This is a genomic window from Paracidovorax sp. (genome assembly GCF_057642795.1).
Genome location: NZ_JBXYZY010000021.1, coordinates 1 through 24,328 on the forward strand (window position 1 = coordinate 1; position 24,328 = coordinate 24,328).

25 protein-coding genes and 1 tRNA gene are annotated in these 24,328 nt (G+C 60.7%); 14 read left to right on the top strand and 12 right to left on the bottom strand.

The window, feature by feature from the left end:
* Positions 1–74 precede the first annotated feature (74 nt).
* The gene (locus AC3A84_RS07010) at positions 75–251 is read right to left on the bottom strand and encodes a hypothetical protein (protein ID WP_487968880.1); all 177 of its coding nucleotides are present in this window, start codon (positions 249–251) and stop codon (positions 75–77) included.
* 107 nt (positions 252–358) lie between these two features.
* On the opposite strand from AC3A84_RS07010, the gene AC3A84_RS07015 reads away from it, so the two are divergent.
* Positions 359–649 carry a helix-turn-helix domain-containing protein gene (locus AC3A84_RS07015; RefSeq protein WP_487968881.1) on the top strand — a complete coding sequence of 97 codons (291 nt, stop codon included), beginning with the start codon at positions 359–361 and terminating at the stop codon, positions 647–649.
* Here the strand turns inward: AC3A84_RS07015 and AC3A84_RS07020 are convergent.
* Both AC3A84_RS07020 and AC3A84_RS07025 read right to left on the bottom strand, forming a co-directional pair.
* Positions 646–1,131, bottom strand: a complete 486-nt coding sequence (locus tag AC3A84_RS07020) for a hypothetical protein (RefSeq protein WP_487968882.1) — start codon at positions 1,129–1,131, stop codon at positions 646–648. The genes AC3A84_RS07015 and AC3A84_RS07020 overlap by 4 nt on opposite strands.
* 3 nt (positions 1,132–1,134) lie before the next feature.
* The gene (locus AC3A84_RS07025; RefSeq protein ID WP_487968883.1) at positions 1,135–1,632 is read right to left on the bottom strand and encodes a hypothetical protein; all 498 of its coding nucleotides are present in this window, start codon (positions 1,630–1,632) and stop codon (positions 1,135–1,137) included.
* A 667-nt stretch (positions 1,633–2,299) separates the two neighbouring features.
* Between AC3A84_RS07025 and AC3A84_RS07030 the strand changes: the two genes are divergently transcribed.
* Together AC3A84_RS07030 and AC3A84_RS07035 are read left to right on the top strand one after the other, a co-directional pair.
* Positions 2,300–3,520 (top strand): DNA cytosine methyltransferase, encoded by a 1,221-nt coding sequence (locus tag AC3A84_RS07030; RefSeq protein ID WP_487968884.1) that lies wholly within the window; start codon positions 2,300–2,302, stop codon positions 3,518–3,520.
* On the top strand, positions 3,517–4,194 hold the full coding sequence (locus AC3A84_RS07035) for an Eco29kI family restriction endonuclease (protein WP_487968885.1): 678 nt from the start codon (positions 3,517–3,519) through the stop codon (positions 4,192–4,194). Before AC3A84_RS07030 ends, AC3A84_RS07035 begins: the two co-directional genes overlap by 4 nt.
* Before the next feature lie 37 nt (positions 4,195–4,231).
* On the opposite strand, the gene AC3A84_RS07040 is transcribed toward AC3A84_RS07035, so the two are convergent.
* The 4 genes from AC3A84_RS07040 to AC3A84_RS07055 all read right to left on the bottom strand — a co-directional run bounded on the left by AC3A84_RS07040 (position 4,232) and on the right by AC3A84_RS07055 (position 8,950).
* Positions 4,232–4,672, bottom strand: a complete 441-nt coding sequence (locus AC3A84_RS07040; RefSeq protein ID WP_487968886.1) for an H-NS histone family protein — start codon at positions 4,670–4,672, stop codon at positions 4,232–4,234.
* A 45-nt stretch (positions 4,673–4,717) separates the two neighbouring features.
* Positions 4,718–6,316 (bottom strand): hypothetical protein, encoded by a 1,599-nt coding sequence (locus tag AC3A84_RS07045; RefSeq protein WP_487968887.1) that lies wholly within the window; start codon positions 6,314–6,316, stop codon positions 4,718–4,720.
* A gap of 538 nt (positions 6,317–6,854) precedes the next feature.
* Positions 6,855–7,430 carry a 3'-5' exonuclease gene (locus tag AC3A84_RS07050; protein WP_487968888.1) on the bottom strand — a complete coding sequence of 192 codons (576 nt, stop codon included), beginning with the start codon at positions 7,428–7,430 and terminating at the stop codon, positions 6,855–6,857.
* Positions 7,431–7,609: 179 nt separating this feature from the next.
* A complete protein-coding gene (locus AC3A84_RS07055) occupies positions 7,610–8,950 on the bottom strand; it encodes a MobA/MobL family protein (RefSeq protein ID WP_487968889.1) in 1,341 nt (446 codons plus the stop codon).
* A 270-nt stretch (positions 8,951–9,220) separates the two neighbouring features.
* Between AC3A84_RS07055 and AC3A84_RS07060 the strand changes: the two genes are divergently transcribed.
* Positions 9,221–9,502, top strand: a complete 282-nt coding sequence (locus tag AC3A84_RS07060; RefSeq protein WP_487968890.1) for a hypothetical protein — start codon at positions 9,221–9,223, stop codon at positions 9,500–9,502.
* 32 nt (positions 9,503–9,534) lie between these two features.
* Here the strand turns inward: AC3A84_RS07060 and AC3A84_RS07065 are convergent, their stop codons facing one another.
* The 4 genes from AC3A84_RS07065 to AC3A84_RS07080 all read right to left on the bottom strand — a co-directional run bounded on the left by AC3A84_RS07065 (position 9,535) and on the right by AC3A84_RS07080 (position 12,561).
* Entirely contained in the window at positions 9,535–10,860 is a 1,326-nt protein-coding gene (locus tag AC3A84_RS07065; RefSeq protein ID WP_487968891.1) for a site-specific integrase, read from the bottom strand.
* Positions 10,861–10,936: 76 nt separating this feature from the next.
* A tRNA-Ser gene (locus AC3A84_RS07070) sits at positions 10,937–11,026 on the bottom strand.
* Between the two features lie 71 nt (positions 11,027–11,097).
* Positions 11,098–12,018 (bottom strand): SPFH domain-containing protein, encoded by a 921-nt coding sequence (locus tag AC3A84_RS07075; protein WP_487968892.1) that lies wholly within the window; start codon positions 12,016–12,018, stop codon positions 11,098–11,100.
* 117 nt (positions 12,019–12,135) lie between these two features.
* Positions 12,136–12,561: an NfeD family protein gene (locus AC3A84_RS07080; protein ID WP_487968893.1), complete on the bottom strand. Its 426-nt coding sequence runs from the start codon at positions 12,559–12,561 to the stop codon at positions 12,136–12,138.
* A 144-nt stretch (positions 12,562–12,705) separates the two neighbouring features.
* On the opposite strand from AC3A84_RS07080, the gene AC3A84_RS07085 reads away from it, so the two are divergent.
* Entirely contained in the window at positions 12,706–15,087 is a 2,382-nt protein-coding gene (locus AC3A84_RS07085; RefSeq protein WP_487968894.1) for an Orn/Lys/Arg family decarboxylase, read from the top strand.
* Positions 15,088–15,455: 368 nt separating this feature from the next.
* Positions 15,456–16,031, top strand: coding sequence for an NADPH-dependent FMN reductase (locus AC3A84_RS07090; RefSeq protein WP_487968895.1), 576 nt, complete (start codon positions 15,456–15,458; stop codon positions 16,029–16,031).
* 142 nt (positions 16,032–16,173) lie between these two features.
* Here AC3A84_RS07090 and AC3A84_RS07095 read toward each other — a convergent pair whose 3' ends face one another.
* A complete protein-coding gene (locus tag AC3A84_RS07095; protein ID WP_487968896.1) occupies positions 16,174–16,806 on the bottom strand; it encodes an FMN-dependent NADH-azoreductase in 633 nt (210 codons plus the stop codon).
* A gap of 151 nt (positions 16,807–16,957) precedes the next feature.
* Between AC3A84_RS07095 and AC3A84_RS07100 the strand changes: the two genes are divergently transcribed.
* The 8 genes from AC3A84_RS07100 to AC3A84_RS07135 all read left to right on the top strand — a co-directional run bounded on the left by AC3A84_RS07100 (position 16,958) and on the right by AC3A84_RS07135 (position 24,302).
* Positions 16,958–17,866: a LysR substrate-binding domain-containing protein gene (locus tag AC3A84_RS07100; RefSeq protein WP_487968897.1), complete on the top strand. Its 909-nt coding sequence runs from the start codon at positions 16,958–16,960 to the stop codon at positions 17,864–17,866.
* A 507-nt stretch (positions 17,867–18,373) separates the two neighbouring features.
* Positions 18,374–18,802: a hypothetical protein gene (locus tag AC3A84_RS07105; protein WP_487968898.1), complete on the top strand. Its 429-nt coding sequence runs from the start codon at positions 18,374–18,376 to the stop codon at positions 18,800–18,802.
* Between the two features lie 244 nt (positions 18,803–19,046).
* Positions 19,047–19,652: an RBBP9/YdeN family alpha/beta hydrolase gene (locus AC3A84_RS07110; protein ID WP_487968900.1), complete on the top strand. Its 606-nt coding sequence runs from the start codon at positions 19,047–19,049 to the stop codon at positions 19,650–19,652.
* 145 nt (positions 19,653–19,797) lie between these two features.
* A complete protein-coding gene (locus AC3A84_RS07115) occupies positions 19,798–20,808 on the top strand; it encodes a sulfate ABC transporter substrate-binding protein (protein ID WP_487968901.1) in 1,011 nt (336 codons plus the stop codon).
* A 10-nt stretch (positions 20,809–20,818) separates the two neighbouring features.
* Positions 20,819–21,700 (top strand): sulfate ABC transporter permease subunit CysT, encoded by an 882-nt coding sequence (gene cysT, locus AC3A84_RS07120; RefSeq protein ID WP_487968902.1) that lies wholly within the window; start codon positions 20,819–20,821, stop codon positions 21,698–21,700.
* Positions 21,697–22,608 carry a sulfate ABC transporter permease subunit CysW gene (cysW, locus tag AC3A84_RS07125; RefSeq protein WP_487968903.1) on the top strand — a complete coding sequence of 304 codons (912 nt, stop codon included), beginning with the start codon at positions 21,697–21,699 and terminating at the stop codon, positions 22,606–22,608. Before cysT ends, cysW begins: the two co-directional genes overlap by 4 nt.
* Positions 22,605–23,729, top strand: coding sequence for a sulfate/molybdate ABC transporter ATP-binding protein (locus AC3A84_RS07130; protein ID WP_487968904.1), 1,125 nt, complete (start codon positions 22,605–22,607; stop codon positions 23,727–23,729). The genes cysW and AC3A84_RS07130 overlap by 4 nt, the downstream gene beginning before the upstream one ends.
* A 69-nt stretch (positions 23,730–23,798) precedes the next feature.
* Entirely contained in the window at positions 23,799–24,302 is a 504-nt protein-coding gene (locus AC3A84_RS07135; protein WP_487968905.1) for a disulfide bond formation protein B, read from the top strand.
* Positions 24,303–24,328 lie beyond the last annotated feature (26 nt).

A 24,328-nucleotide genomic window follows, 5' to 3' on the forward strand; every position in this document is an offset into this window, starting at 1 on the left:
CTCTGTTTACTCATGGCACCTCCAATTGGGCCTCAGGTTTGAGGCTCAGAGGTGTCTAGAAAACCCGGGGCGATTCACAGGATGGGGCAGGCATAGGCTTCGGCCAGATCCTTTTGAATGTCGGCCGTCTCCGGCCGGGAAGAGCACCCGGCCAGGGTCACGGTGGTAGCCAACGCGGCAATCCACAGGCCAAGGGATTTACGCGCAGTGCTACGGCAAGTAGTACCAAGATTGAAATCAGCGGTCGCCATTTTGAATATCCAAGATAAACACTATCCGTTTGGTTGGTTTGTCAGTTTGCCATAAACAAACGGATAGTTTGTGGACTGATAAGGGGTGAGAAAACAGACTGCCCGGCATGACCCGGGTACTCGTCAACAAGCCGCAACCGCTCGAAGCTCGCTTCGCGCAGGAGCGCGACTGGGTGCAGGCTGCCTTTGGAAAGCGGCTGCGGGAGTTCCGGGTAGAAAAGCAGTTGACGCTGGAGATGCTGGCAGAGCGGGCCGACCTGCACGCGAACTACGTAGGTGCCGTGGAGCGCGGCGAGCGCAACCTGAGCCTGTACAACATCTGGCGGCTGGCCCAGGGGCTGGGGCTGCCTGCGGACGAGTTAATGCAGGAACTGCCGACGCGCAAGGGCAAGCGTTAGGCAGCCAGATCGACCTCGGCGGAAGCAAGCTGGAGGCGGTTGCACTTGGCGTTCCGAGACAGCCGAAATTGTCTCCCGCTCAAGAAACGGAATTCCAATTGCCAATCGGCGGCTTCTTCAGCCTTGACCAACTGCGGTGCGTTGGTCAGTACCTCGCCCCGAAGGAATAGCGCCGGGTCAACATGGTGCGACCAGTGCGCGCCCGCAGTGATCGGCAGCCAGTCTTCCAACTCTTCGATTTCGCACAGGCTGGCCCGAAAGGGCAAGACCGCCGTGGCTCCGTCGAAGCGGCCAAAGGTACTGCCGTGGGGGTAAAGCAAGTACCGCACGGGGCAGTAGCACAGCAGCGCGTGGCGCTCGCATTGCAGGGCGATGGCTCCGAAGTGTGTAGGCTTTGCCGAAGGGTTTGCAGCGGGATCGCATACGCGCAGGGCCGTGACCGTCTGGCCTTGCAGCGCGGGGAACAGGTACGGCCCGCGCATGGGTCACTTCCCAGCGGTCTTCGCCATCTGCGTGACACCGATGAACCACGACGGAGGCAGTCCATTCAACTCGGCGGTGCCTACACGCAGATGCAGTTTGCTGTCTGCATGCGGGTAGGGGTCAATCAAGTAGGGCTGCGCTGTCTTGCTATCGCTGGAGGTGCCCCGGTGGTAAAGCGCACAACGCCCCACCTCCCAGTCGGCATCGTAATCCACCATCACGATGGCTACCTCGGGCAAGTCCTTATAGCTGGTGCACTCCTTCCATACCGTTGCGACGAGGCCGTTTCCTGCCAGCAGCTTGGCGATGAGGTCGCCATCGATCCATGCGTGAAAGGGACCTATTTTCGGTAGGCCCAAGCTCTCAGCTTGGCGGAAGATCGCATCCGTGGTCTTGCCGGTCAGCATGGAAATCACCGCGAAGGTGTCATCGTGCCTACCTTGCTGGGCCACACGTCGAAAAGTGGGCTGGAATGAGGTCGGGTTCGGGGTTGTTGCCATGTGGCGTGCTCCTGTGCAGAAATGAAAAGCACACAGCAGCGCCAGCCTCTGCGGCGGGAGCCGGTCAGAGACTTGGGAATCAGCGAGGGGGATGGGAAATCAGCCCGGTCGACGATGGGGCTGCTGTGCGAGTGGATGCCGTGCGCTACGCAATTACTTGGAGCGACGGCTTTTTAACCGTAACACGGAGCTCATGCACAGATCGAGCACTGAAAAACTTCGCAGCCCTGCACAGGCTGCGATGGCTCGCCGTCATGGCACTTGGAGCGCACCTGGAAAGACAAAAGCCGCAACGATTACTCGCTGCGGCTTTTGATATTTGCTTTGATAAATGCTGCCTGCTAAAATTTCAAATTCCCTTAGCAATCAAGCACTTACGAGCTTTGCATGGCGGAGAGGGCGGGACACATCTGCATTGTGCCAAAAGCCCTTATCAATCAAGCACTTAGGTGGTGGCGGGGGTTAAAAACTCGCTACCAGAATTGCTACTAGCGATTCGAACCTCGTTTGTACCACCGATGCACACCGTACATCACTCGACTCCGCGACTGTCGTGCACTATGGCGACATCCGGGCACAATGCAGGACTACCAGTCAAACGCACTAGATGCTGTATAAAATAACAGCGGTGCGTCGATGCAGTGTTGAACGAGAACGAAAGAACCAAATGATGCGAGCCGTGGAGTTGTTCGCGGGGGCAGGGGGACTGGCAATGGGCGTGAGCCTTGCCGGTTTCAAATCCCTCGCGGTGGTGGAATGGGACAAGTGGGCTTGCGATACGGTTCGAGAGAATCAGCGGCGCGGGTATCCGCTAGTTGAGGGCTGGCCCCTTCATGAAGGCGATGTTCGCACGGTAGAGTGGTCAGGCGTTCCGCAGGACATCGAATTGTTGGCGGGTGGCCCTCCGTGCCAACCGTTCTCGATGGGAGGCAAGCACAAGGCGCATGACGACAAGCGCGACATGTTTCCCGCTACGGTTCAAGTTGTACGCACTCTTCGCCCAAAGACCTTCATCGTGGAGAACGTGAAGGGGCTCACTCGTTCCAGCTTCGCCAACTACTTCGAATACATCAAGTTGCAGTTGGAGTTCCCGGAGGCCCCACGACGTGCGCATGAGGCTTGGTTTGACCACCTTCTTCGGCTACAAAGCGAAAAGACATCTGGGCGAATGCATGAAAGTGGACTCACTTACAACGTTACAGCCACGTTGGTAAACGCTGCCGACTATGGTGTTCCACAGAAACGCGAGCGCGTTTTCATCGTGGGAACGCGGTCAGACCTCGACATTGATTGGCATTTTCCGGAGGCCACGCACAGCGAGGACGCCTTGATCCATTCCCAGTGGGTAACGGGAGACTACTGGGAACGCCACAAAGTCGCCAAGCGCGCGCGCCCTCTCCCTCCTGCGAAATTGGCCAAGCGCATCCAAACGCTAGCGGTAAATCCACCAAAGCTCCTCCCTTGGCGAACGGTGCGCGATGCGATTGCGGACCTGCCAGACCCGCGCACTCGTCCCGCCACGGGAATCCGCGACCATCGATTCCAAGACGGGGCCAAGGTTTACCCCGGGCACACAGGAAGCCCATTGGACCAACCGGCGAAGACCATTAAGGCCGGCGACCACGGTGTTCCTGGCGGCGAAAACATGATGGTGCTTCCTGATGGGTCGGTGCGCTATTTCACTGCCCGTGAGACTGCACGAATTCAGACCTTTCCTGATGGCTACATCTTCCACGGTTCATGGACAGAAACTATGCGCCAACTGGGAAATGCCGTGCCTGTGGCCCTGGGGCGCACCGTAGCAGCTTCCGTGGCCGAAGCAATCATTCGTTCTGAACTTCGCCGGGTTGAGTCGCTGCAACCGAAGAGTAAGAAGCGGGCAGCATGATGAGCATGAGCAAAACGGCTGAAGTCATACCCTTTAATCCGCTGGACAAGAAGAACCTTGGCGCAAGTGTGGCGGAAGCACTTGTAAGCCAGCCTGCGCACTCTTTGGGAGCATTGAAGGCGTTTTTCGGGTCTGGCATCTATGCCATTTACTACCACGGCAAGTACGTGGCCTATGGGCCTATCGCCGCCCCTAACCAAGCGGAGCCCGGGAATCCAACGCTGCCAATTTACGTAGGAAAGGCGGTGCCACAAGGGGCGCGCAAGGGTAAAGTTATGCCCGACCCCACGCGTTCTAAGGCTCTTTTCAGTCGCTTGCAAGAGCATGCCGAGTCGGTACAAGCGACTGATACCCTAGATATTGCTGACTTCTCGTGTCGGTATTTGGTCGTTGATGAAATCTGGATTCCACTCGGCGAGTCGCTGATGATTGCCAAGTTCTCGCCCTTGTGGAATCTAATTGTTGAGGGCTTCGGCAATCATGACCCGGGGTCTGGACGCTATAACGGGCTGCGCCCTCGCTGGGATACCTTGCACCCGGGCCGCGCATGGGCCCAGAAATGCAGGGCGCGCGAGGAGTCGCAAACCGACATTGCGCGCGAAATAGGGAGCTATCTGGCATCTACTACGCTTCCTGCTACTCCGCATTTCTTGGGGCGGCAGGATTTAACCTAATACACAGGCAAAGTTCTAGCGGTAACGGCCAACGTGCTTACACCGCAGTCTTTCGGCGTGGGATTTCGGCCATTTCGGGGGCCTTGCCGCCCTGGTCGGCCAAGCGCTGCGCGACGGCGTTCACACGGTACTTTTCGAGGTCGCCACCTGCCGCCTCAATGGCCTTTACCCACGCAGGGCGCGGGCCTTTGCCGCCGCCCCAGGTGTTTCCGTGTTCGTCGCGGTATTTGGCTATGGCTGGGCCTCTCTTGCCCTTGGCTTTTGGCTTGCTGGCATGTGGTGTGCCGAAAAGCTCCACGGCGGTAAAGCGGTAGTCGGCGATGGTCTTTTTTGTGGCTTCCAGTACTGCGCCGCGCGTCTCCGCGCGCAGGCTGGCTATATCGTCGTCGATGCTGCCGAGGGTCTCGGCTGCTTTTGCGCGCTTTGCTTCCAAAGCGGCCAAACGTGCTTCTGCTGACAATTCTGCATTTCCTGCCATGCGGCCTCCGTTGTGTGGTTGCCGCAATTTAGCACGATGGTGCAATTACGAGAAGTTCAAAGCATTTCCCCGACCTGCTTGCATGCGCTCGTGCATAGCAAGCTCGGCGGGCGTAAGGTTGGCTAGCCATTCCACGGTGGCGCGTTGTGCGGCTTGCTCGGCTTGTACGCGCATTTCACGCTCGGCCTTCATTTCCGCCACGGGGCGCAAGCGCTGCGCGATGCTGGCGCGGTACTCTTTAATGGCCGCAATGGTCTCTTTTTGGCCGTTCGCCACAATTGCCGCAACGAAGGTGCGCGTAATGCTTTCGTGGCGTGGAACGGCTTTCAGAGCTTCAATCTTTGCATCGGTACGGCTTTGCACCTTGGCGGTAATGCGTGCCTCGTGGGCGTGCATTGTCGCATTAACGAGAGCATGCACCATATTGCCTACCGTGCCGGGGCGGGCGTCCTCGTTCTTTGCGGCGCGCAGAATCAGCGCGACGGCGGGGCGCTGGTTGATGCTTTCGGTAGCCAAATTGAAGGCTTCGGGGTGCATTTCGGCCACCATTTTCTTCGGTGCTGCGTCGGCTTTTGCTTCGCCATGCGTGGCTTTGTAGTCGCTCAATGACGGGATACCAAGCAGCTTGGTAAGGCGACGGCTGACAATCCAGCGGTCGCGCCCGCCCATTGCTAAAAGATGGCGTACAACCTCGATTTCGGCGGCTTTGTCGTGCTTGGCATCGTCCAAATGTTCCACAAACTCGCGGTTGTTGCTGTGGCCGTGATTTGTCTTTTTGCGCGTTAGTTCGTAGTCGGCGCGCTTGCGGTGGATGGTCGCGGCGTCGTCGCTGGCGTGGATTTCGTTGGTACCGCTCTTTGCAATGTAGCCAAGGTCATAGTTTTCCTGAAAGTCCAGGCAGGATGCGGAAATGTGGAGCCCTGCACGCTTAAACGCTGCAATTGCTTTGGCTTTCAGGGCTGCGATGTGCTTATCGCGCTCGGCTTTTGGCAAAGCAGCATCAAAGAAGATGGCCTCGTGGCTGTGGATATGCAAGCCTTTTGCGCCCATTGGGGCCTCTATACCGGCAATGTAGCCGCCCCCGAGGGCATCAAAGATGCGGTACGAGTTGGAATGGAAATGCGACAAAGCCGAGTAAAAGGCATCGGCCAATGGCTTGTAGGCGTACAAGTCATCGGGGGCAGTTGCGGCAGTGTGGCGGCATGTGATGGTCAAAAGACCCGTGCTTAAACGCTTGCTTTTAGCAGCGGGCGATACGCCATTGTTCAAGTAGTCGCGCGTCTTTGCTTCGCGCTTTGCGGAGCAGTGTGGGCAGTGAATGCTGTTGTTGCAAAAAAACACATTATTCAGGCTGGCGGTTTTTTTGTCACCGTGCGTTGACACGGAAACGCCCACAAATTCCGCATCGTGCTGTGCACGGCGGCGGCAAATCTGCAAAGACGAGGATGAAAATTTGACGCCGCGCGTACGGTATTTGGCGAGAATGCGCGCCAGTGTATGGCTGCGCAGATTCACTGCGTTGGGATGGTATGCCGGCACTTTGGGTGTGCGTGCTGCCTGGGCTGCGGCTTTTGCATCCCGGCGTGCTTGGCGTGCCTGGGCTTTTACTGCTGCCGTGATGCTGTTGTATTTGGGTTCTGACATTTCGGGGTGTTCCTTTTCAACTGCTGCAAGTTGAAAAACCCCAAATCACTTGTCAATTTTCGCCAACTATGTAGAATAAAAGAGTGGGCGTAAGGAGTAGGTGTTTTACTGCTTGCGGGTTAAGTAGCCTGAGAACTGCTTAACCTTTACCCACAATAGCAAATGCGGGTGCACTTTGCAACATAAAAGGGGGGTGCCGTGCGGTGTCCCCCTTTTTTCTTTGTCTGAGAGCAATTCAGCACCTTCCGAAAGAACGCAAAACAATAGCAAAAAAAGTTCGCAAGCTCCTTATTTTTGAAAAGTGGCATGGGGTCGGAATAGCGATATATGGCACCGCAAACGCGTTTTGTGCTTACCCTGCGTGTATCACACCCGACAACGTATTAAATTCACATGGCGGTATGGCATAGGCCGCTGTGCGGATTGTGTGTCTTCATCTCTATATGGCTTCTAGCCCCACCCCCTCCCCGGCCCCCTTCGGGGTGCCGACCCTCCCCACCCCACCGCAAGCGGCGGGGCTGGGGTGGGTATTTGGGAATCAGACTTTCAAGCTATTTGCCATGCCATGCATCACCGCGCGTGTGGCCATGCAGTCGGATAAAGCATCGTGCGCGTTTTGGTGAAGGTACCCAAACTCAGCGGCGGCACGGGACAAGCGTACGAAGCGGTAGTTTTGCCAGTAGTCCGACCACTCCCCCGCGTACTCTGCGTAAAGCGTCATGGCGCACGCGGCTTTGAGCTTTGGGCAAGGCACAGAAGATATGGCGCAAGTATGCGCAATGGCGTCCATGTCAAATTCGTAATTGTAGAAAATGGCGGTTTTTCCAGCAGTTATTGCAACTATGGCGGGAAGTAGTTCGGCCCAGCGTGGTGCCGCCTTGGTCATTTCGGTGGTGATACCGTGGATGGCCGTTGCCTTTGTGGGAATTGCCCACCGCTGATGTACCAAGGTGTTAAGCAGCGCATTGCCGTCGCTATCGGTGATAGCAATTTGAACAATTCTCGGGGTATACAAGCCGCTTGTTTCGGTGTCGATGTAAACATGGGGCGCGGCCAAAAGCTCGGCGGCTCTTTGGGCGCATTCGTGCTGTATCGAAGTGATTGCTGAGGTCATACGTCAACCTAGCATGCACAATGAATATAAGCCAATTAAACGGGGTATGGGGCAAGGCCCCATGTCAACGAAGCGGAAGCAATAGCACGGTAAACGCTCCTGTAAGGCTTTGACGCGGCAACATGGGCCAATTGCACCAGCCAACCCCATTGCGCGCCTTGTAAAACGGTTTTAGGGGCTTACATGCCGTAGCCGTCATCGCCGTAGGCTGTGGCCTTCTCACGCGAGCGCCGCTCGTCAACCTCCCGCCAGGATTCTTGCAGAGATGCTGACCAATCCTCCGCATAAGCTTGCGCATTCGACAATTGGTAAGCACGGGCGTTTTCCTCCGCCAGTTTTTCTAAACGCTTGGCTTCTGCTTTTTGTGCTTGCAATTCTTGCTCACGAACTGTCATGTTGTGCGCGATGACTTCTTCGTATTGAGCATATAGCTTTTTTCGCTGGGGGTCTTGCGCAATAGCAACCTGCGCCCGTGCGGCATCTTCCAGCAATTCTATGTGCCGGTTTGCTTGTGCTATTTTCCCCTTGTAGCTACCAAACATGATTGCTAGCGTGCTTGGCTTATTGTCTTCAAGCTCTTTTTTCCATGCCGTCCATTTGTCGTGTTTAGCTTTCAGTTCACGGCGGCGCGTGAGGGCGGCTTCAATCTCTGCATGCGCTTTGGCGGCGTCGTCTGGCATAGCGCGACGAGTCAATACAAGCTGTGGAGCATCTTGCGTTGGCGATGTGTTCTCAATTGATTCCTCGACCACGGCGGGTGCTTGCAATTCTGCAATCTCCGCATCAATCGCCGCAATTCGTGTTTTTGTCTTTGCAATTGCGGCCATCGCCTCACCGACTTCTGCGCGGTTGGCCTCGATGTACTTGCGTTGATTCTTTCCGCTGGAAATGGAAACATGTTTTGTCGGAATGTGATCATTCACAATTTCCGAGAACTTTCCGGCATGCACATACCAATCCGAACCATTGGCGCGCGCATGCGCGTTCACAATATCGCAAACGCGCTCCCGCATTTTCTTAACTTCCCTGGTCTTCATGTCGTCCAGGATTCGCGTTTTCTTGCCGAAATCGCCTTCGGCATTCACGGTGCGGGTAGTAAACAAAAGGTGCGCGTGGTCATTTCTGTTATCCCGTGCGGGGCGGTGAATTGACGCCAATACGGCTACGCCGTATGTATCGCGCAAATGTTGCGCGATGTCGCGGACGCATTCGCGCCGCTCGCCATCAGTCCATTCCGCCGATAGGGGAATCATTAGCTCGCGGGCTACCGTGGCATCTGCGCGGTTTTCCGCTTTTTCTGCGGCGTTCCATAGCTTCTCTATGTCGTCGCCGGGTATGCCAATGCAAAGGTTCTCTGCGAGACCGTGCTTTCCTTTTGGCCTGTAATCGCTGGTGGTGCCCAAGCGCTCGTCCGTTAGCTTTGCACAAGCGCGATACGCAGCGGCTAATACGGAGCTACGCCCCTTTTTGCGCGAGAGCGTTTGCAGCGATGGCGAAAACCATGTAGCTAGGCTAGGCATATAGCGTAGCCTCCGATTGCGAAGCAATGCCCCCGGCAGGGCGAACGCATTTATATCCGCAAGGATATGAATGCATAAGTGAGCCCTTGCAGGGGGCTACGATGGACGAGGACGATTTAGCATGCGAGGACATAAGGCGTGTGCGCTGATACATTCATAGTAGCAAAAGCACGCGCAAAAGCAAGAAAGGCCGGGGCAAGTGAATAGCCCCAGCCTTTATTGACAAATGGCAGTGATTTGTTAAGCTGATTTCAGAAAGCGAGACAAATCATGAACAAAAGCATTCAACAGCGAATTGCAGCGTTGCAAAAGGAGCAAGAGCAATTGAAGGCGCGAGAGCAAAGCTTGCGCAACAAATACAATGCGAAAGAAAAAAGCACCAATGAGCGAAAGAGGTTTGTGATAGGTGCAATTGTGCTGAAAGACATTGAAGACAATGCGGCGCTACGCAAGCACATCGCAAATTTGCTCGCCAAGTCCCCGGAGCGCGACAAAAAGCTTTTCCCGGATTTGCTGCCGTCGCTACCCTATACGGCTGGTGATACGGTATAAAGAACAAACCCGCCGATTGGCGGGTTTTTCTATTACATTAGGGTGTCGGGGTCTATCAAGTCGCCTATTGCAATTCCCGCCATCGGATTGATGGCCTTTTCGACCGATGCCGCGATGGTGTCCAAAGCGGGAAAAATGGCCGCTGCAAGGTCATCCACCCCGATTGCTTTTGTGTAACTCCGCACATTTACATTGTCGAGTTCATGCCCCGCAAAAGCGCAGCGGTGTTCCAGGCTAACGCCAAGTTCCATTAGCAAGTTATTTGTGTATTTTCGGAGGCTGTGGAATACCAGCTTGGGGCGGTCAATGCGTGCGGCAATGAGGTTTTGTTTCAGCATCTTGCCTGCCGCATTCCCGCTGCCTTTTCCGTCGCGCTCCTTGTAGCGGAAAAGTTTGCCGGATGGGCTTTTTAGCGCTTCTAACTTCGGGATGAGTCTGTTGAAGATATACGGATGCAACGGCACTTCGCGAATGCCTGCGGCGGTTTTGCTATCGCGAATAGTGAAGAAGGGGATGCCTTTGCGGCTGCGCTTGAAATGCTCTTTTTTGAGCGCGGTGATTTCGCCCACGCGGCATGCTGTGAAAATAGCCAGCAGCACGGCGGTGGTGTAGTCGGTGTCGTCCGTAATTCGCTCGCGGAAATAGGCGCTGCTCAAAAGCGCGTCCATCTCGTCTTGCTCAAAAGTCGCCCAGCCGTTTTGCGCTTTTTGACGCTTCGACATAAGCGAGCGCTCGGCGGCGGGGTTCTGCTCGCGCATGTAGCCCTGCTTTTTTGCAAAGCCCAAAAGTGCGCGCAAATTGCTCGTTTTGTTGTCGATGGTGCGGGGCGAGTTGCCCTTTTCTGCCAAATGCACTTGGAACCGCGATATGTCGCTGAGCGTGATGCGCGTGATGCGCGGGTTGCCCAGGAAGGCCGCCAGCTCGTCCGCTGCGCCACGATAGGACTTCACGGTAGCTTGCTTTACGTTCCGTAGCAGAAAGTACTGCTCGGCCAGCTCGTCCAGCTTCAAGGCCGTGGGGTCATCGGCGGCGGGTTGGGTCGGGGCTGCGACGGGCGCGGGTGCCACGGCTGGCGCGGCCAAAGGCAAGCCACCGGATTGCAGTGTTTTCAGCGCCTCGATGGCTTCCATCAGGCGGGCATGGTCTTCCGGGCCATCGGCCTTGAAAATGCCGCGCGAGGCGTCTAGCTCGTACTTTTCAGGGGGGAAGGGCTTCGGCATGGCTTGCAAAAGGGCTAGGGCGCGTTGAAGTGCTTCGCGCTTGTAGCCGGTTCGCAGGGAGCGCTTGACCTGTCGGCCCTGTATGCGCGTATGCAGATAGTAGACGTTGCCAAGCTTGTAGATGGGCAAACTGAGCATGAATTGCTACCAGTTTTGCTACCACCTCTTTCCAAAAAATCACGTAAGTCGTTGATTTTAAAGGAAAAAATGTACTTGGCGGAGAGGGCGGGATTCGAACCCGCGGTGGGGATTAGCCCACACACGCTTTCCAGGCGTGCGACTTAAACCGCTCATCCACCTCTCCGAAGCCGTCAAGTATAGCAGTGCTTTGCGCCGGTTTTGGGAAAGCGGCATGTGATCTGCGAATTCCCGAATTTAGGGCGCGCGATGGCTGCTGGTTTGCACCATCTTCATGGCCGAGCCGATGAGGGCCGAGACCTCGGTCATGTTGCTGGGCACGATGAGGGTGGTGGTGGCGTCTGCAGCGACGCGGCTGTAGGCGTCCACGGCGCGTTCGGCTACCTTGAGTTGCACGGCCTGTTCGCCACCGGGCTGGCGGATGGCGGCGGCGACGCGTTCGATGGCTTGGGCGGTCGCTTCGGCCACGGCGGTGATGGAAGCGGCTTCGCCCTGGGCGTTGTTGATCTGCGCCTGTTTTTCACCTTCGGAGCGGGCGATGAAAGCTTCGCGTTCGCCGGTAGCGATGTTGATCTGCTCCTGGCGGCGCCCTTCGGAAGCGGCGATGAGTGCGCGCTTCTCGCGCTCTGCGGTGATCTGAGCCTGCATGGAGCGCAGGATCTCGGCGGGAGGAGTGAGGTCCTTGATCTCGTAGCGCAGCACTTTCACGCCCCAGTTGAGGGCCGCTTCGTCGATGGCCGCGACGATCTGGGCGTTGATCATGTCGCGCTCTTCAAAGGTCTTGTCCAGTTCCAGCTTGCCGATCACGCTGCGCAGCGAGGTTTGCGCCAGTTGGGTGACGGCCATGATGTAGTTGCTGGAGCCGTAGCTCGCGCGCATAGGATCGGTCACCTGAAAGTAGAGGATGCCGTCCACCTGCAGCTGCGTGTTGTCGCGCGTGATGCAGACCTGGCTGGGCACGTCCAGCGGTATTTCTTTCAGGCTGTGCTTGTAGGCGACACGGTCGATGAAGGGCACGAGGAAGTTGAGCCCTGGCGTGAGCGTGCCGGCGTACTTGCCCAGTCGTTCCTTGACCCAGGCGTTCTGCTGGGGAACGACTTTCACCGACCGGGCAATGAACACAGCGGCGATTACGAAAACGACGATGGCGATTTCCATGGAATCCTTTCATTGGCCCTGTGCGGGCGGGGTGCCCTTGGGGGCGGCTGGCAAAAAAAGAAAAGAGAGAAAGCAAAAGGGCCGGCCGTGGTTTCTGGGCGGCCGGCGGGCGCCCCGTCAGGCCGGCTCCACGATTAGCCTGCTACCGATGACTTCGATCACCCGGTGCAAGCCTGGGGCCGGCGCCGCGCCAGGGCCCAGCACCACGGTCCACTGCGCACCGCGGTAGCGTACCGGTGCGGTGCCGTCAGCGTTCCAGGCATCGACCTGCACTGTCGCGCCCACGTCCTGATTGACGTCGCTGTTGCGCGCCGCAGGTTGACCGGAGGGATGGCGCCTGCGGACCAGATGGCAGGCCACGACAGCGGAGCAGCCCACCAAGGCCGCTGCGAGTAGCTGCGCGGAGGTGGATGCACCCATGTGGGCCACGGCAGCGCCCGCCACCATGCCTAGGGCGAGCATCAGCAGATAGAAAGTGCCGGTGAGCAGCTCGGCGATCACCGCGGCTCCGGCGACCAACCACCAGAGTGTCGATTCCTCCATCATCTCCCTCCTTGGAGCCATCGTCGTGGGGACGGGCCTTGCGAATTGTGGGACAAAAGCCTGTGCGCTTCAAAAGGCTGACATTGATATTCTTTACACTGCGCGGCTGTTTCGTTTTTTGGCCCGATTGCCCGGAGGCTGCGCATGAAGTTTCGCTTTCCTATCGTCATCATCGACGAGGATTACCGCTCTGAGAACACGTCAGGATTGGGCATTCGCGCCCTGGCGCACGCCATCGAGGCCGAGGGCTTCGAGGTGCTGGGCGTGACTAGCTATGGTGATCTGACCCAGTTTGCGCAGCAGCAAAGCCGCGCCAGCGCATTCATTCTGTCGATCGACGATGAAGAGTTCACGCTGGGCTCGGGGCTCGACCCCATCGTGCTCAGCCTGCGCAACTTCATCGCCGAAGTGCGGCGCAAGAACACCGAGGTGCCGATCTACGTGCATGGCGAGACCAAGACGGCGCGCCATTTGCCAAACGACATCCTGCGCGAGCTGCACGGCTTCATCCACATGTTCGAGGACACGCCGGAGTTCGTGGCCAAGCACATCATCCGCGAGGCCAAGAGCTACCTGGAGGGCGTGCAGCCGCCGTTCTTCAAGGCGCTGCTGGACTACGCAGAGGACGGTTCCTATTCCTGGCATTGCCCGGGCCATTCCGGCGGCGTGGCCTTCCTCAAGAGCCCCGTGGGCCAGATGTTTCACCAGTTCTTCGGCGAGAACATGTTGCGCGCCGACGTGTGCAATGCTGTGGAAGAGTTGGGCCAGCTGCTGGACCACAACGGCGCCATCGGAGAGAGCGAGCGCAACGCGGCGCGCATCTTCAATGCCGACCACTGCTTCTTCGTGACCAACGGGACCAGCACCTCCAACAAGATGGTGTGGCACCACACGGTGGCGCCGGGCGACGTGGTGGTGGTGGACCGCAACTGCCACAAGTCCATCCTGCACTCGATCATCATGACGGGTGCGATCCCGGTGTTCCTGAAGCCCACACGCAACCACTTCGGCATCATCGGCCCGATCCCGAAAAGCGAGTTCGAGCGCGACGCGATCGAGGCGAAGATCCGCGCCAACCCGCTGCTCAAGGGCGTGGATGCGGCCGCCGTGAAGCCGCGCGTGCTGACCCTCACGCAATCGACCTACGACGGCGTGCTCTACAACACCGAGACCATCAAGTCGATGATGGACGGCTACGTCGAGAACCTGCATTTCGACGAAGCCTGGCTGCCGCACGCCGCCTTCCACCCGTTCTACGGCAGCTACCACGCCATGGGCAAGAAGCGCGCGCGTCCGAAGCATTCCGTGGTCTATGCGACGCAGTCCATCCACAAGCTGCTCGCCGGCATCAGCCAGGCCAGCCACGTGCTGGTACAGGACTCGCAGACCGTCAAGCTCGACCGCCCGTTGTTCAACGAGGCGTACCTGATGCACACCTCGACCAGCCCGCAGTACAGCATCATCGCCAGCTGCGACGTGGCCGCTGCCATGATGGAGCCGCCCGGCGGCACCGCGCTGGTGGAAGAGAGCCTGCTGGAAGCGCTGGATTTCCGCCGCGCCATGCGCAAGGTGGAGGAAGAGTTCGGCAAGGACGATTGGTGGTTCAAGGTCTGGGGGCCGGACAAGCTGGCTGACGAAGGCGTGGGTCGGGCCGAAGACTGGATCATCCGCAGCGATGGCAAGGGCAAGAAGAGCGCGAGCAAGTGGCACGGTTTCGGCCAGATGGCCGACGGCTTCAACATGCTGGACCCGATCAAGTCCACTATCGTCACGCCGGGTCTGAACCTGGACGGCAAGTTCGATGCGACCGGCATTCCTGCCTCCATCGTGACCAAGTACCTGGCCGAGCACGGCGTGGTGGTCGAGAAGACCGGTCTCTACAGCTTCTTCATCATGTTCACCATCGGCATCACCAAGGGCCGATGGAACACGCTGCTGGCGGCGCTGCAGCAGTTCAAGGACGACTACGAGAAGAACCAGCCGATGTGGCGCATCCTTCCGGAGTTCTGCCAGCAGCACAAGCGCTACGAGCGCATGGGCCTGAAGGATCTGTGCCAGCACGTGCACGAGCTCTACGCCAAGTACGACATCGCCCGCCTGACGACGGAGATGTACCTGTCGGACCTGACCCCCGCGATGAAGCCGAGCGACGCCTATGCCCACATCGCCCAGCGCAAGACCGAGCGCGTGGAGATCGACAACCTCGAAGGCCGCATCACCACCAGCCTGATCACGCCGTACCCGCCCGGCATTCCACTGCTGATCCCGGGCGAAGTCTTCAACAAGAAGATCGTGGACTACCTCAAGTTCTCGCGTGAGTTCTCCAAGCTCTCGCCGGGCTTCGAGACCGACATCCACGGTCTGGTGGAGATCGAAGACGAGAACGGCGTGGTGCGCTACTACGCAGACTGCGTCGCTCAGACCGAGCAGCCCAAGCCCGGCCGTCGCGGCGGCAAGAAGGACGCGCCGAGCGCTGAGAATATCGTGCAGGTCGGCAGCGACGGGCCCTTCGGCCGGAACGTCTGATCCTCTGCTGATCGCTGACCCTCTCCCTCCCGACTGGCTGCTGGCGGCGGGAAGGGGCGGGTGAATGCATCTGGCCCGGCTGTGCCTGCAGCCGGGCTTTTTTCATGGGGCCGCGTCTTCGCCGTTGAGCCGACTTCCTGTAGGACTGCATCGGCATGGAGTGTCTGCTGCTGCCCTGCGCTCGCCTGGGAGTCAAGACCGAAACACCCTGGAGCCTTTGTTTTTATTGGGTAGGCTGCTATTAAAAATGTAGCTTTTTAGTGTCCGTTGGGGGCAGGCTGGGTGCGGCGGCCTTCCTTATGATGGGTGTTGTGCGCCGCTGCGGGCGGCGCGTTTCTCTTGTCTTTCACATCCCCGAAAGGAATGGCATGGACCACTACCAGATCGCACTCATCGTCGGCAGCCTCCGCAAAGATTCCATCAATCGCAAGCTGGCCCACGCGCTCACTCGGCTGGCGCCGGCGGACTTCTCCTTCAAGGAGATCCGCATCGACGATCTTCCGCTCTACAACCAGGACGATGACAGCCAGCAGGCCGCGCCCGTGCTGCGGCTCAAGTCCGAGGTGGCGGCATCGCAAGGGCTGCTGTTCGTCTCCCCTGAATACAACCGGTCGATTCCTGGCGTTCTCAAGAACGCCATCGACCACGGCTCTCGGCCCTACGGGCAGAGCGTGTGGGGTGGCAAGCCTGCGGGCGTTCTCGGCGCGTCGGTGGGTGCGATCGGCACGGCTCTGGCGCAGCAGCATCTGCGCAATGTGCTCGCGTACCTGGACGTTCCCACGCTCGGCCAGCCCGAAGCTTTCATCCACTACAAGGAGGGCTTCATCGACGACGACGGCAACGTGGGCGAAGGCAGCCGTAAGTTCCTGCAGACCTGGATGGACAAGTACGTGGCCTGGGTGAAGACGCACAACAACGCGGGCGATCACCGACCTGCTGCCTGAGCACGGAGTCTTTGCGTCTGGAAAGGCGCATCACCCCAAGCAAAAGAGCCGGCAATGCCGGCTCTTTTGCTTGGGGGTATCGGATCACACCCGCAACCAGGGGGAAAGGCGCTGGCGCCTGCCCGCTGGTTGCTTCGCAGCCTCAGGCCGCCTTGGTGACGGACTGCGCCACGTGGGTCTTGATGTCGTTTTCGGCGCTGGCCAGGGCGGCGTTCTTCGCATCCGGGCCCATGGCCACACCTTCGGCGCGCACGAAGCGGACGTCAGTGATGCCAAAGAAACCGAAGATGGTTTGCAGATAGCTTTCCTGGTGCTCCAAGGCGCGGCCGCCTTCGGTGGTCGAATAGACGCCGCCGCGCGTGGAGACCACGATCACGGTCTTGCCTTTGGCCAGGCCTTCAGGCCCGCTCGCGGTGTACCGGAAGGTGCGGCCCGGCTGGGCCAGGCGGTCGATCCAGGCCTTGAGCTGCGTGGGGATTCCGAAGTTGTAGAAAGGCGCGCCCACCACGATCACGTCGGCCGCCAGGAACTGGCTCACCAGCCGTTCGGAGACGGCGTTTTCGCGTTGCTGGGCTTCGGTCAGGCCTTCGGTTTGGCCGGTCCGCGGCGCCATGGCGTCGAGCGTGAAGTGGGCGGGGGCGTCGGCTGCCAGATCCAGATACTGCACTTGCGTGCCGGGATGCGAAGCCACCCAGGCGGCGACCGTGCTGGCGGTGAGTTGGCGCGAAACGGAGGCACCGCCCGTGATGGCGGAGTCGATGTGAAGCAGTTGCATGGTTTTCTCCTTAAAGCCTCGCCAATATGTTCGGCGTTGGATAGATTGTGCTGGTTAATGTAGTCATTGATAAGTCATGGCATATGCGCTAGATTGTCCTGTCGATAGAACAATGTGCCACGTGCGCTTTCAACAATCGAGGGAGTGAGCCATGCAGGATCTCAATGACATGTTGTACTTCGCCGAAGTGGTGGAGCGCGGCGGCTTCGCAGCGGCAGGGCGGGCGTTGGGCATCCCGAAGTCGCGGCTCTCGCGGCGGGTGTCCGATCTGGAAGCGCGCCTAGGCGTGAGGCTGCTACACCGCACGACCCGCAAGCTCTCTCTCACCGACGTGGGTGAGGCCTACCTTCGGCATTGCCAGGCCATGCGCGATTCGGCCCAGGCGGCGGCCGATACCGTCGCGCAGGTGCAGACAGAACCGCGGGGGACCGTGCGCGTGACCTGCCCGGTCACGCTAGCGCAGAGCGTGCTGGGCGAGCTGATGCCCCAGTTTCTGGAGCGCAATCCGCTGGTGCGGGTGGAGATGCAGGTGACCAACCGCATCGTCAACCTGGTGGAGGAGGGCGTGGACGTGGCTCTGCGAGTGCGCGCCACGGTGGACGACAGCGGCAGCATGATCGTCAAGCGCCTGGACGAGGGCGCGCAGGTGCTGGTGGCCAGCCCTTCTTTGCTGAAGCGGCAGGGCGTGCCGGCCACGCTGGCGGATCTGCCCGCGCTCGACAGTCTGGCAATGTCCGCCGCCGAGGGGCGCACCACGTTGCGGCTGATCGGGCCCGACGGGCGGGAGGAGACGGTGCAGCACAGCCCGCGCTATGTGGCCGACGATTTGCTGACCCTCAAATTCGCTGTGTTGGCCGGAACAGGCATGTGCTGGCTGCCCGACTACATGTGCCATACCGAGCTGGCCGACGGCAGGCTGGTGAGAGTGCTGCCGGGCTGGTCCGCGCCCCCGAGTGTGGTGCATGCCGTATTTCCCTCGCGTCGGGGGCTGTCGCCTGCGGTGCGGCGCTTTCTGGACTTTCTGGGCGAGGCCGTCCCGGGGCATACGGCCTGCCCCTAGACCGCGCATGGGCTGGTGCGGAATTGAGTGAGGCGATGGTGTCGATCTTTTCCTACACCTGAAGTATGACGGTTTGATGCATATTGATGAGTATGATTCGCATATCGTGAATTTTTACATCTGCACTCACCAGTTCATTTTTTGAACTGCGCTGTCTCCCTCCGGTTTCCTGGCACACCACGGCGTGCATTCAGCGGCGGGCACAGCGATGCACCCGTCCGCATGAAATCCCTTTGCACTTCCCCGGCTGGGGCCTATGAGCCGGCGCCACCGGCGTCTCCCCGTCATTTCTTCTGCTTCACGGTTGCCCTCTGGCTGGCGATCGGATTCTTCGTCGTTCCGGTGCTCCCCGCCCAGGCGGCTTGGGAAAACGGGTGGATCGAAAACCTCCAACTCGCCATACTGCTGGGCGGCGGGGCCGTGGCCGCGTGGCGTGCCATCGTTTCATGGCGGCAAGGGGCCAGGGCTGACGTGGTGGCGTTAGCCGTATGCCTGACGCCGGTTTGGATGCTGCTGGCTGCCCGCGAACTGAGCTGGGGCGCAGCGCTGCTCCAGCCGCTGGCTATAGGGGCGGACGGCCCCGAATATTCCTCTTCGGTGCTCTGGTACAAGCCTGCCGTGGCTCCGGTCGCCGTGGCCCTGCTGGTGGCTGCCGGCTCTCTGTTCGCGTGGTTCCGGGTCGAGCGGGTGGTGTGGTCGGTGCTGCGCGCCGGGCATTTCCCATGGGCCGAGCTGGGCCTGGGAGTGGCCGCTGCCTTGCTGAGCACCTATGGCGAAGGGCATCTGCTGGGCATGGAGGTGTCTCCCCACTGGGGCAACAACGCTGCCGTGCTCGAAGAGTGGGCCGAAGTGGCGGCGTATATGGCGCTGGTGCTTGCGCAGTGGCAGGTGCTGGGGTGGGCGGCCCGGAGTGCGGCGCGTTCCAGGCGCTGCTGAGGCAAGGGGAAGGCAGGCTCCGTCAGCAGGAACGGTTGCGACCCGTGGCAGCCTTTAATAGACGATTTATCTATTAATTCACAACGATATATTTGTTTGTATCGGAAGGGCCGGTCGCCAGAATCATTCCATCTTGCTTTCGCACCAGGAATGAACGCATGGCCCCGACCGTCCCCTCCAGCTTTGTGGTTCTCCGCGCCCCTCCCGTCGCCACCCGTCCCGGGGTATGCGGGAGCTGCGCGCAATGAGTGCCGCCACCACGTCCATCGTCGTTGTGCCGGGCTGGCGTGATTCCGGCCCAGGCCACTGGCAGACGCTCTGGACGCAGCGCCTGCCCTCGGTGATCCGCGTCGTGCAGGACGACTGGATCACCCCGACACGCGCCGACTGGGTGAAGACGCTTGAAGCCACGATCCTCGCCGCGCCGCATCCTGTCGTCCTCGTGGCGCACAGCCTGGGGTGCATCGCCGCTACCCATATCGGCCCGGACGCCACCGCCCGGGTAGGGGGCGCGCTGTTCGTCGCACCGGCGGACCCTGAGCGCCGGGCCGTGCTGAGCGATTTTGCGCCGGTGCCCCACGGCGCTTTGCCTTATCGCAGCATTCTGGTGGCGAGCAGCAACGATCCTTATTGCCCTGTGCGGCTCGCAGGGGCCTATGCGCGTTCCTGGGGCAGCGAATTCGTGCGCCTGCAGAACGCCGGCCACATCAACGTCGAGTCCGGCCATGGGGACTGGCCGCTGGGCTGGGCTCTGCTGCAATCGCTGGTGGGGGATGCGTCTGCCGCAGGGGCGGGTGCAGCACCCGCTGGCTCTGCAGTGTCCGAGCCTTGGCGCGCCGCCGCGGCGTGATGTGGGCACCCCTGGTGCGGCTGGACCGCAGTGCGTCAGCGCTTTATTCTGCGAGCTGATTAATAAACAAAAATATATTCTTTTGCGTTTTAAGCAGGGCTGCCCACAATCCACGTTACTTCCAGCAACGTGGGTGACACAAGACATGCAATCGAAGAACCGGCTCAAGACCCTCATCGCCACCGTGGCACTGGCCGCCAGCGGCCTGGCCGCAGCGCAGACCCCCACGCTGCTCAACGTTTCCTACGACGTGGCGCGCGAGTTCTACAAGGATTACAACCCGGCTTTCGTCGCCCACTACAAGAAGACGACCGGCAAGGACGTCAAGATCGACCAGGCCCACGGCGGCTCCAGCGCCCAGGCACGGGCCGTGAACGACGGACTGGATGCCGATGTGGTCACCTTCAACACCACGACGGACATCGACTTCCTCGCGCAGAACGGCGTGGTCGCCAAGGACTGGGCCAAGAAATTCCCCCACGATGCCTCGCCTACCACGTCCACCATGCTGTTCCTGGTGCGCAAGGGCAACCCCAAGAACATCAAGGACTGGGACGACCTCGTCAAGCCGGGCGTGCAGGTCGTGGTGGTCAACCCCAAGACGGGTGGCAACGGCCGCTACGCCTATCTGGGCGCCTGGGGCTCGGTGCGCGAAAAGGGCGGTACCGACGCGCAGGCCGCCGAGTTCGTGGGCAAGCTCTACAAGAACGTGCCGGTGCTGGGCAAGGGCGGGCGTGACGCCACCAGCATCTTCCTGCAGCGCAACACGGGCGACGTGCTGATCACCTTCGAATCCGAAGTGCTCTCCATCGAACGCGAATTCGGCAAGGGCCGTGTGGATGCCGTCTATCCCTCCACCAGCATCCTGGCCGAGAACCCCGTGGCGGTGGTGGAGCGCACCGCCGCCAAGAAAGGCTCGGGCCCGCTGGCCAAGGCCTATCTGGACTATCTCTATTCCGACGAAGGCCAGGAGATCGCAGCCCGCCACGCGCTGCGTCCGCGTTCCGAGGCGGTGCTGAAAAAGCACTCCGATCTGTTCATGCCGGTCAAGCTGTTCACGGTGGGCAAGTACTTTGGCTCGCTGGGCGATGCGCAGAAGGTCCACTTCAACGACGGCGGACAGTTCGACAAGCTCTACGCCCCGGGCGCCAAGTAAGTACGCCGCCATGTCTCCTGCGATTTCCGCCGCGCCCCCGGGAGGGGCCGGGGCAGGGCGCGCACGCCGTTCCAAGCGGGTGCTGCCGGGCTTCGGGCTGACCCTGGGCTACACGCTCTTTTACCTGAGCATCATCGTGCTCGTTCCCCTGTCGGCGCTGCTGTTCAAGACCTTCACGCTGACCTGGGACCAGTTCTGGGTCGCCGTGAGCGCACCGCGCGTGCTGGCTTCCTACCGTCTCACCTTCGGCGCCTCGCTGATCGCCGCGCTGGTCAATCTGGTGTTCGGCCTGCTGATCGCCTGGGTGCTGGTGCGCTACAGCTTTCCGGGCAAGAAGATCGTCGATGCGCTGGTCGATCTGCCCTTCGCGCTGCCCACGGCCGTGGCGGGCATCTCGCTCACGGCGCTGCTGGCCGGCAACGGCTGGCTCGGCCAGTATCTGGAGCCGCTGGGCATCCAGCTCGCCTTCAAGCCGGCGGGGGTGGTCATCGCGCTGATCTTCATCGGGCTGCCTTTCGTGGTGCGCACGGTGCAGCCGGTGCTGGAAGACACCGAAAAGGAACTGGAAGAGGCCGCGACCAGCCTGGGCGCGACCCGCTGGCAGACCTTCACCCGGGTGATCCTGCCCTCCATCACGCCTGCGCTGATGACCGGCTTCGCCATGGCCTTCGCCCGGGCGATCGGTGAATACGGCTCGGTCATCTTCATCGCCGGCAACATGCCCATGGTGTCCGAGATCACGCCGCTCATCATCATCGGCAAGCTGGAGCAATACGACTACGCGGGCGCCACGGCGGTCGCGGTGGTGATGCTGGCCATCTCCTTCGTGCTGCTGCTGGTCATCAACGCGCTGCAGGCTTGGCAGCGCCGCAACGCAGGAGCGCCGGCATGAGTTCCACCGCCACCCCTCCGGCCAAGCGCCGCGCACAGTCCGGCACGACCGAGGCGCCCTGGGTGCGCTGGACGCTGCTGGGCATCGCCCTGGTCTTCCTGGTGCTCTTTCTGGTGCTGCCGCTCGCGGCGGTGTTCGTCGAGGCGTTCTCCAAGGGCGCCGATGCCTACTTCGCCAGCCTGCGCGACCCGGATGCCTGGTCTGCCATCCAGCTCACGCTGATTGCGGCGCTGATCTCCGTGCCGCTGAACCTCGTGTTCGGCGTGGCGGCGGCCTGGGCCATCGCCAAGTACGAGTTCAAGGGCAAGGCCTTCCTCACCACGCTGGTGGATCTGCCGTTCTCCGTCTCGCCCGTGGTGGCGGGGCTGATGTACGTGCTGGTCTTCGGCGCCAACGGCTGGTTCGGCCCCTGGCTGCAGGCGAACGACATCAAGATCATTTTCGCCGTGCCCGGCATCGTGCTGGCGACCGTGTTCGTCACCTTCCCGTTCATCGCCCGCGAGCTGATCCCGCTGATGCAGGCGCAGGGCAACGACGAGGAGCAGGCCGCCATCGTCCTGGGCGCCACCGGCTGGCAGACCTTCTGGAAGGTGACGCTGCCCAACATCAAGTGGGGGCTGCTCTACGGGGTGATCCTGTGCAACGCGCGTGCCATGGGCGAATTCGGCGCGGTGTCGGTGGTGTCGGGCCACATCCGGGGGCAGACCAACACCATCCCGCTGCACGTGGAAATCCTCTACAACGAATACCAGTCGGCGGCGGCCTTCGCGGCGGCATCGCTGCTGGCCCTGCTGGCCCTGGTCACGCTGGCCATCAAGTCGGTCGCCGAATGGCAGAGCGAACGCGAACGCAAGGCCGCAGCCAACCTGCCTCCGGAGCGGCCCACGCTGAAAGCCATTGATCTATGAGCATCGAAATCCGCAACATCAGCAAGCAGTTCGGCGACTTCCAGGCGCTGCGCGACGTGAGCCTGGACATCCATTCGGGCGAACTCATCGCGCTGCTCGGGCCCTCGGGCTGCGGCAAGACCACGCTCTTGCGCATCATCGCCGGGCTGGAAACGCCCGACGTGGGGAGCATCCACTTCAGCGGCGAAGACACGACCGACGTGCATGTGCGCGAGCGCAACGTGGGCTTCGTGTTCCAGCACTACGCGCTGTTCCGCCACATGACGGTATTCGAGAACGTGGCCTTCGGCCTGCGCGTGAAGCCGCGCAGCCAGCGCCCGAGCGAAGACCAGATCAGAAAGAAGGTGACCGACCTGCTCCAGCTGGTGCAGCTCGACTGGCTGGCCGAGCGCTATCCGTCGCAGCTCTCGGGCGGGCAGCGCCAGCGCATTGCCCTGGCGCGCGCGCTGGCCGTGGAGCCCAAGGTGCTGCTGCTGGACGAGCCCTTCGGCGCGCTGGACGCCAAGGTGCGCAAGGAGCTTCGCCGCTGGCTGCGCCGCCTGCACGATGAGCTGCATGTCACCTCCATCTTCGTCACGCACGACCAGGAAGAGGCGCTGGAAGTGGCCGACCGCGTGGTCGTCATCAACCAGGGCCGGATCGAGCAGAGCGGCTCCCCACAGGAAGTGTGGGACCAGCCTGCCAGCCCGTTCGTCTATGGCTTCCTGGGCGACGTGAACCTGTTCAAGGGCCGAGCGCACGAGGGGCTGGTGCATGTCGAGGGTATGCAGCTCGATTCGCCCGAGCACGCCCAGGCGCAGAACGCCAACGCCTTCGCCTACGTGCGCCCTCACGACCTGGATGTGCGCCGCTATACGCCCGGAGAGGGACTGGACGCGCAGGGCCGGCCGCAGGGCATCGTGGCGCAGCTTTCGCGGGCCATCGTGGTCGGCCCGATCGCTCGGCTGGAACTAATCGCCGAACCCGGCGACAAACCAGCGGACAATGCAGGCCCCGACGCCGTGATCGAAGCGCAGATTCCTGCGAACGAGTACCGCGAGATGGGATTCAAGGAGGGCGAAACGCTGGTGGTCACGCCGCGCCGCGCCCGCGTGTTTCTGGACCAGGCCGCAGGCATCTGACGCTCTCCCCCATCGGGGCGGGCGGTGCCGCCCCCGCCCGGCGGCCCGAATAGAAGAGGGAACTTCGAGATGGTTTTGAGTGCTTTCGATCGCGCACCGCGCCGTGTGCTGGCCCTGGTGGCTGGAGCCTGCGTGGCGATGCTGGCGTTCGGCATGTACCTGCAGCACGTGGTGGGCCTGGAGCCGTGCCCGATGTGCATTGTGCAGCGCTATGCTCTTATTTTTGTAGCGGTTTGCGCAGGGATTGCCAGCGCTAGAGGGCAAAAAGGCTGGCAGATCGGCTGGGGCGCGCTGGCCCTGCTGTCGGCGGGCTTCGGCGCCTTCGTGGCGGCGCGCCAGAGCTGGCTGCAGTGGTATCCGCCCGAGATCGCCACCTGCGGGCGCGACTTCTACGGAATGATCGAGCACTTCCCGATCGGCCGCGCCATTCCCATGATTTTCCGCGGATCGGGCGACTGCACGGTGGTGGACTGGACCTTCCTGGGCGGCTCCATCGCCAACTGGTCTTTCATCTGCTTCGTCGCCATGGCTATCGTGCTGCTGGCGGTGGTCGTACGCCGCAGCGGCCGCTGACGCGCGATCGATTCAGCCACCCAGCC

Coding starts and splice junctions, on each gene's coding strand:
- AC3A84_RS07065 (WP_487968891.1), bottom strand. CDS start 10,860: ATGCTCAGTTTGCCCATCTACAAGCTTGGCAACGTCTACTATCTGCAT.
- AC3A84_RS07075 (WP_487968892.1), bottom strand. CDS start 12,018: ATGGAAATCGCCATCGTCGTTTTCGTAATCGCCGCTGTGTTCATTGCC.
- AC3A84_RS07010 (WP_487968880.1), bottom strand. CDS start 251: ATGGCGACCGCTGATTTCAATCTTGGTACTACTTGCCGTAGCACTGCG.
- AC3A84_RS07080 (WP_487968893.1), bottom strand. CDS start 12,561: ATGGAGGAATCGACACTCTGGTGGTTGGTCGCCGGAGCCGCGGTGATC.
- AC3A84_RS07090 (WP_487968895.1), top strand. CDS start 15,456: ATGGACCACTACCAGATCGCACTCATCGTCGGCAGCCTCCGCAAAGAT.
- AC3A84_RS07085 (WP_487968894.1), top strand. CDS start 12,706: ATGAAGTTTCGCTTTCCTATCGTCATCATCGACGAGGATTACCGCTCT.
- AC3A84_RS07055 (WP_487968889.1), bottom strand. CDS start 8,950: ATGCCTAGCCTAGCTACATGGTTTTCGCCATCGCTGCAAACGCTCTCG.
- AC3A84_RS07115 (WP_487968901.1), top strand. CDS start 19,798: ATGCAATCGAAGAACCGGCTCAAGACCCTCATCGCCACCGTGGCACTG.
- AC3A84_RS07135 (WP_487968905.1), top strand. CDS start 23,799: ATGGTTTTGAGTGCTTTCGATCGCGCACCGCGCCGTGTGCTGGCCCTG.
- AC3A84_RS07015 (WP_487968881.1), top strand. CDS start 359: ATGACCCGGGTACTCGTCAACAAGCCGCAACCGCTCGAAGCTCGCTTC.
- cysW (WP_487968903.1), top strand. CDS start 21,697: ATGAGTTCCACCGCCACCCCTCCGGCCAAGCGCCGCGCACAGTCCGGC.
- cysT (WP_487968902.1), top strand. CDS start 20,819: ATGTCTCCTGCGATTTCCGCCGCGCCCCCGGGAGGGGCCGGGGCAGGG.
- AC3A84_RS07030 (WP_487968884.1), top strand. CDS start 2,300: ATGATGCGAGCCGTGGAGTTGTTCGCGGGGGCAGGGGGACTGGCAATG.
- AC3A84_RS07025 (WP_487968883.1), bottom strand. CDS start 1,632: ATGGCAACAACCCCGAACCCGACCTCATTCCAGCCCACTTTTCGACGT.
- AC3A84_RS07105 (WP_487968898.1), top strand. CDS start 18,374: ATGCTGCTGGCTGCCCGCGAACTGAGCTGGGGCGCAGCGCTGCTCCAG.
- AC3A84_RS07110 (WP_487968900.1), top strand. CDS start 19,047: ATGAGTGCCGCCACCACGTCCATCGTCGTTGTGCCGGGCTGGCGTGAT.
- AC3A84_RS07020 (WP_487968882.1), bottom strand. CDS start 1,131: ATGCGCGGGCCGTACCTGTTCCCCGCGCTGCAAGGCCAGACGGTCACG.
- AC3A84_RS07130 (WP_487968904.1), top strand. CDS start 22,605: ATGAGCATCGAAATCCGCAACATCAGCAAGCAGTTCGGCGACTTCCAG.
- AC3A84_RS07095 (WP_487968896.1), bottom strand. CDS start 16,806: ATGCAACTGCTTCACATCGACTCCGCCATCACGGGCGGTGCCTCCGTT.
- AC3A84_RS07045 (WP_487968887.1), bottom strand. CDS start 6,316: ATGTCAGAACCCAAATACAACAGCATCACGGCAGCAGTAAAAGCCCAG.
- AC3A84_RS07100 (WP_487968897.1), top strand. CDS start 16,958: ATGCAGGATCTCAATGACATGTTGTACTTCGCCGAAGTGGTGGAGCGC.
- AC3A84_RS07060 (WP_487968890.1), top strand. CDS start 9,221: ATGAACAAAAGCATTCAACAGCGAATTGCAGCGTTGCAAAAGGAGCAA.
- AC3A84_RS07035 (WP_487968885.1), top strand. CDS start 3,517: ATGATGAGCATGAGCAAAACGGCTGAAGTCATACCCTTTAATCCGCTG.
- AC3A84_RS07050 (WP_487968888.1), bottom strand. CDS start 7,430: ATGACCTCAGCAATCACTTCGATACAGCACGAATGCGCCCAAAGAGCC.
- AC3A84_RS07040 (WP_487968886.1), bottom strand. CDS start 4,672: ATGGCAGGAAATGCAGAATTGTCAGCAGAAGCACGTTTGGCCGCTTTG.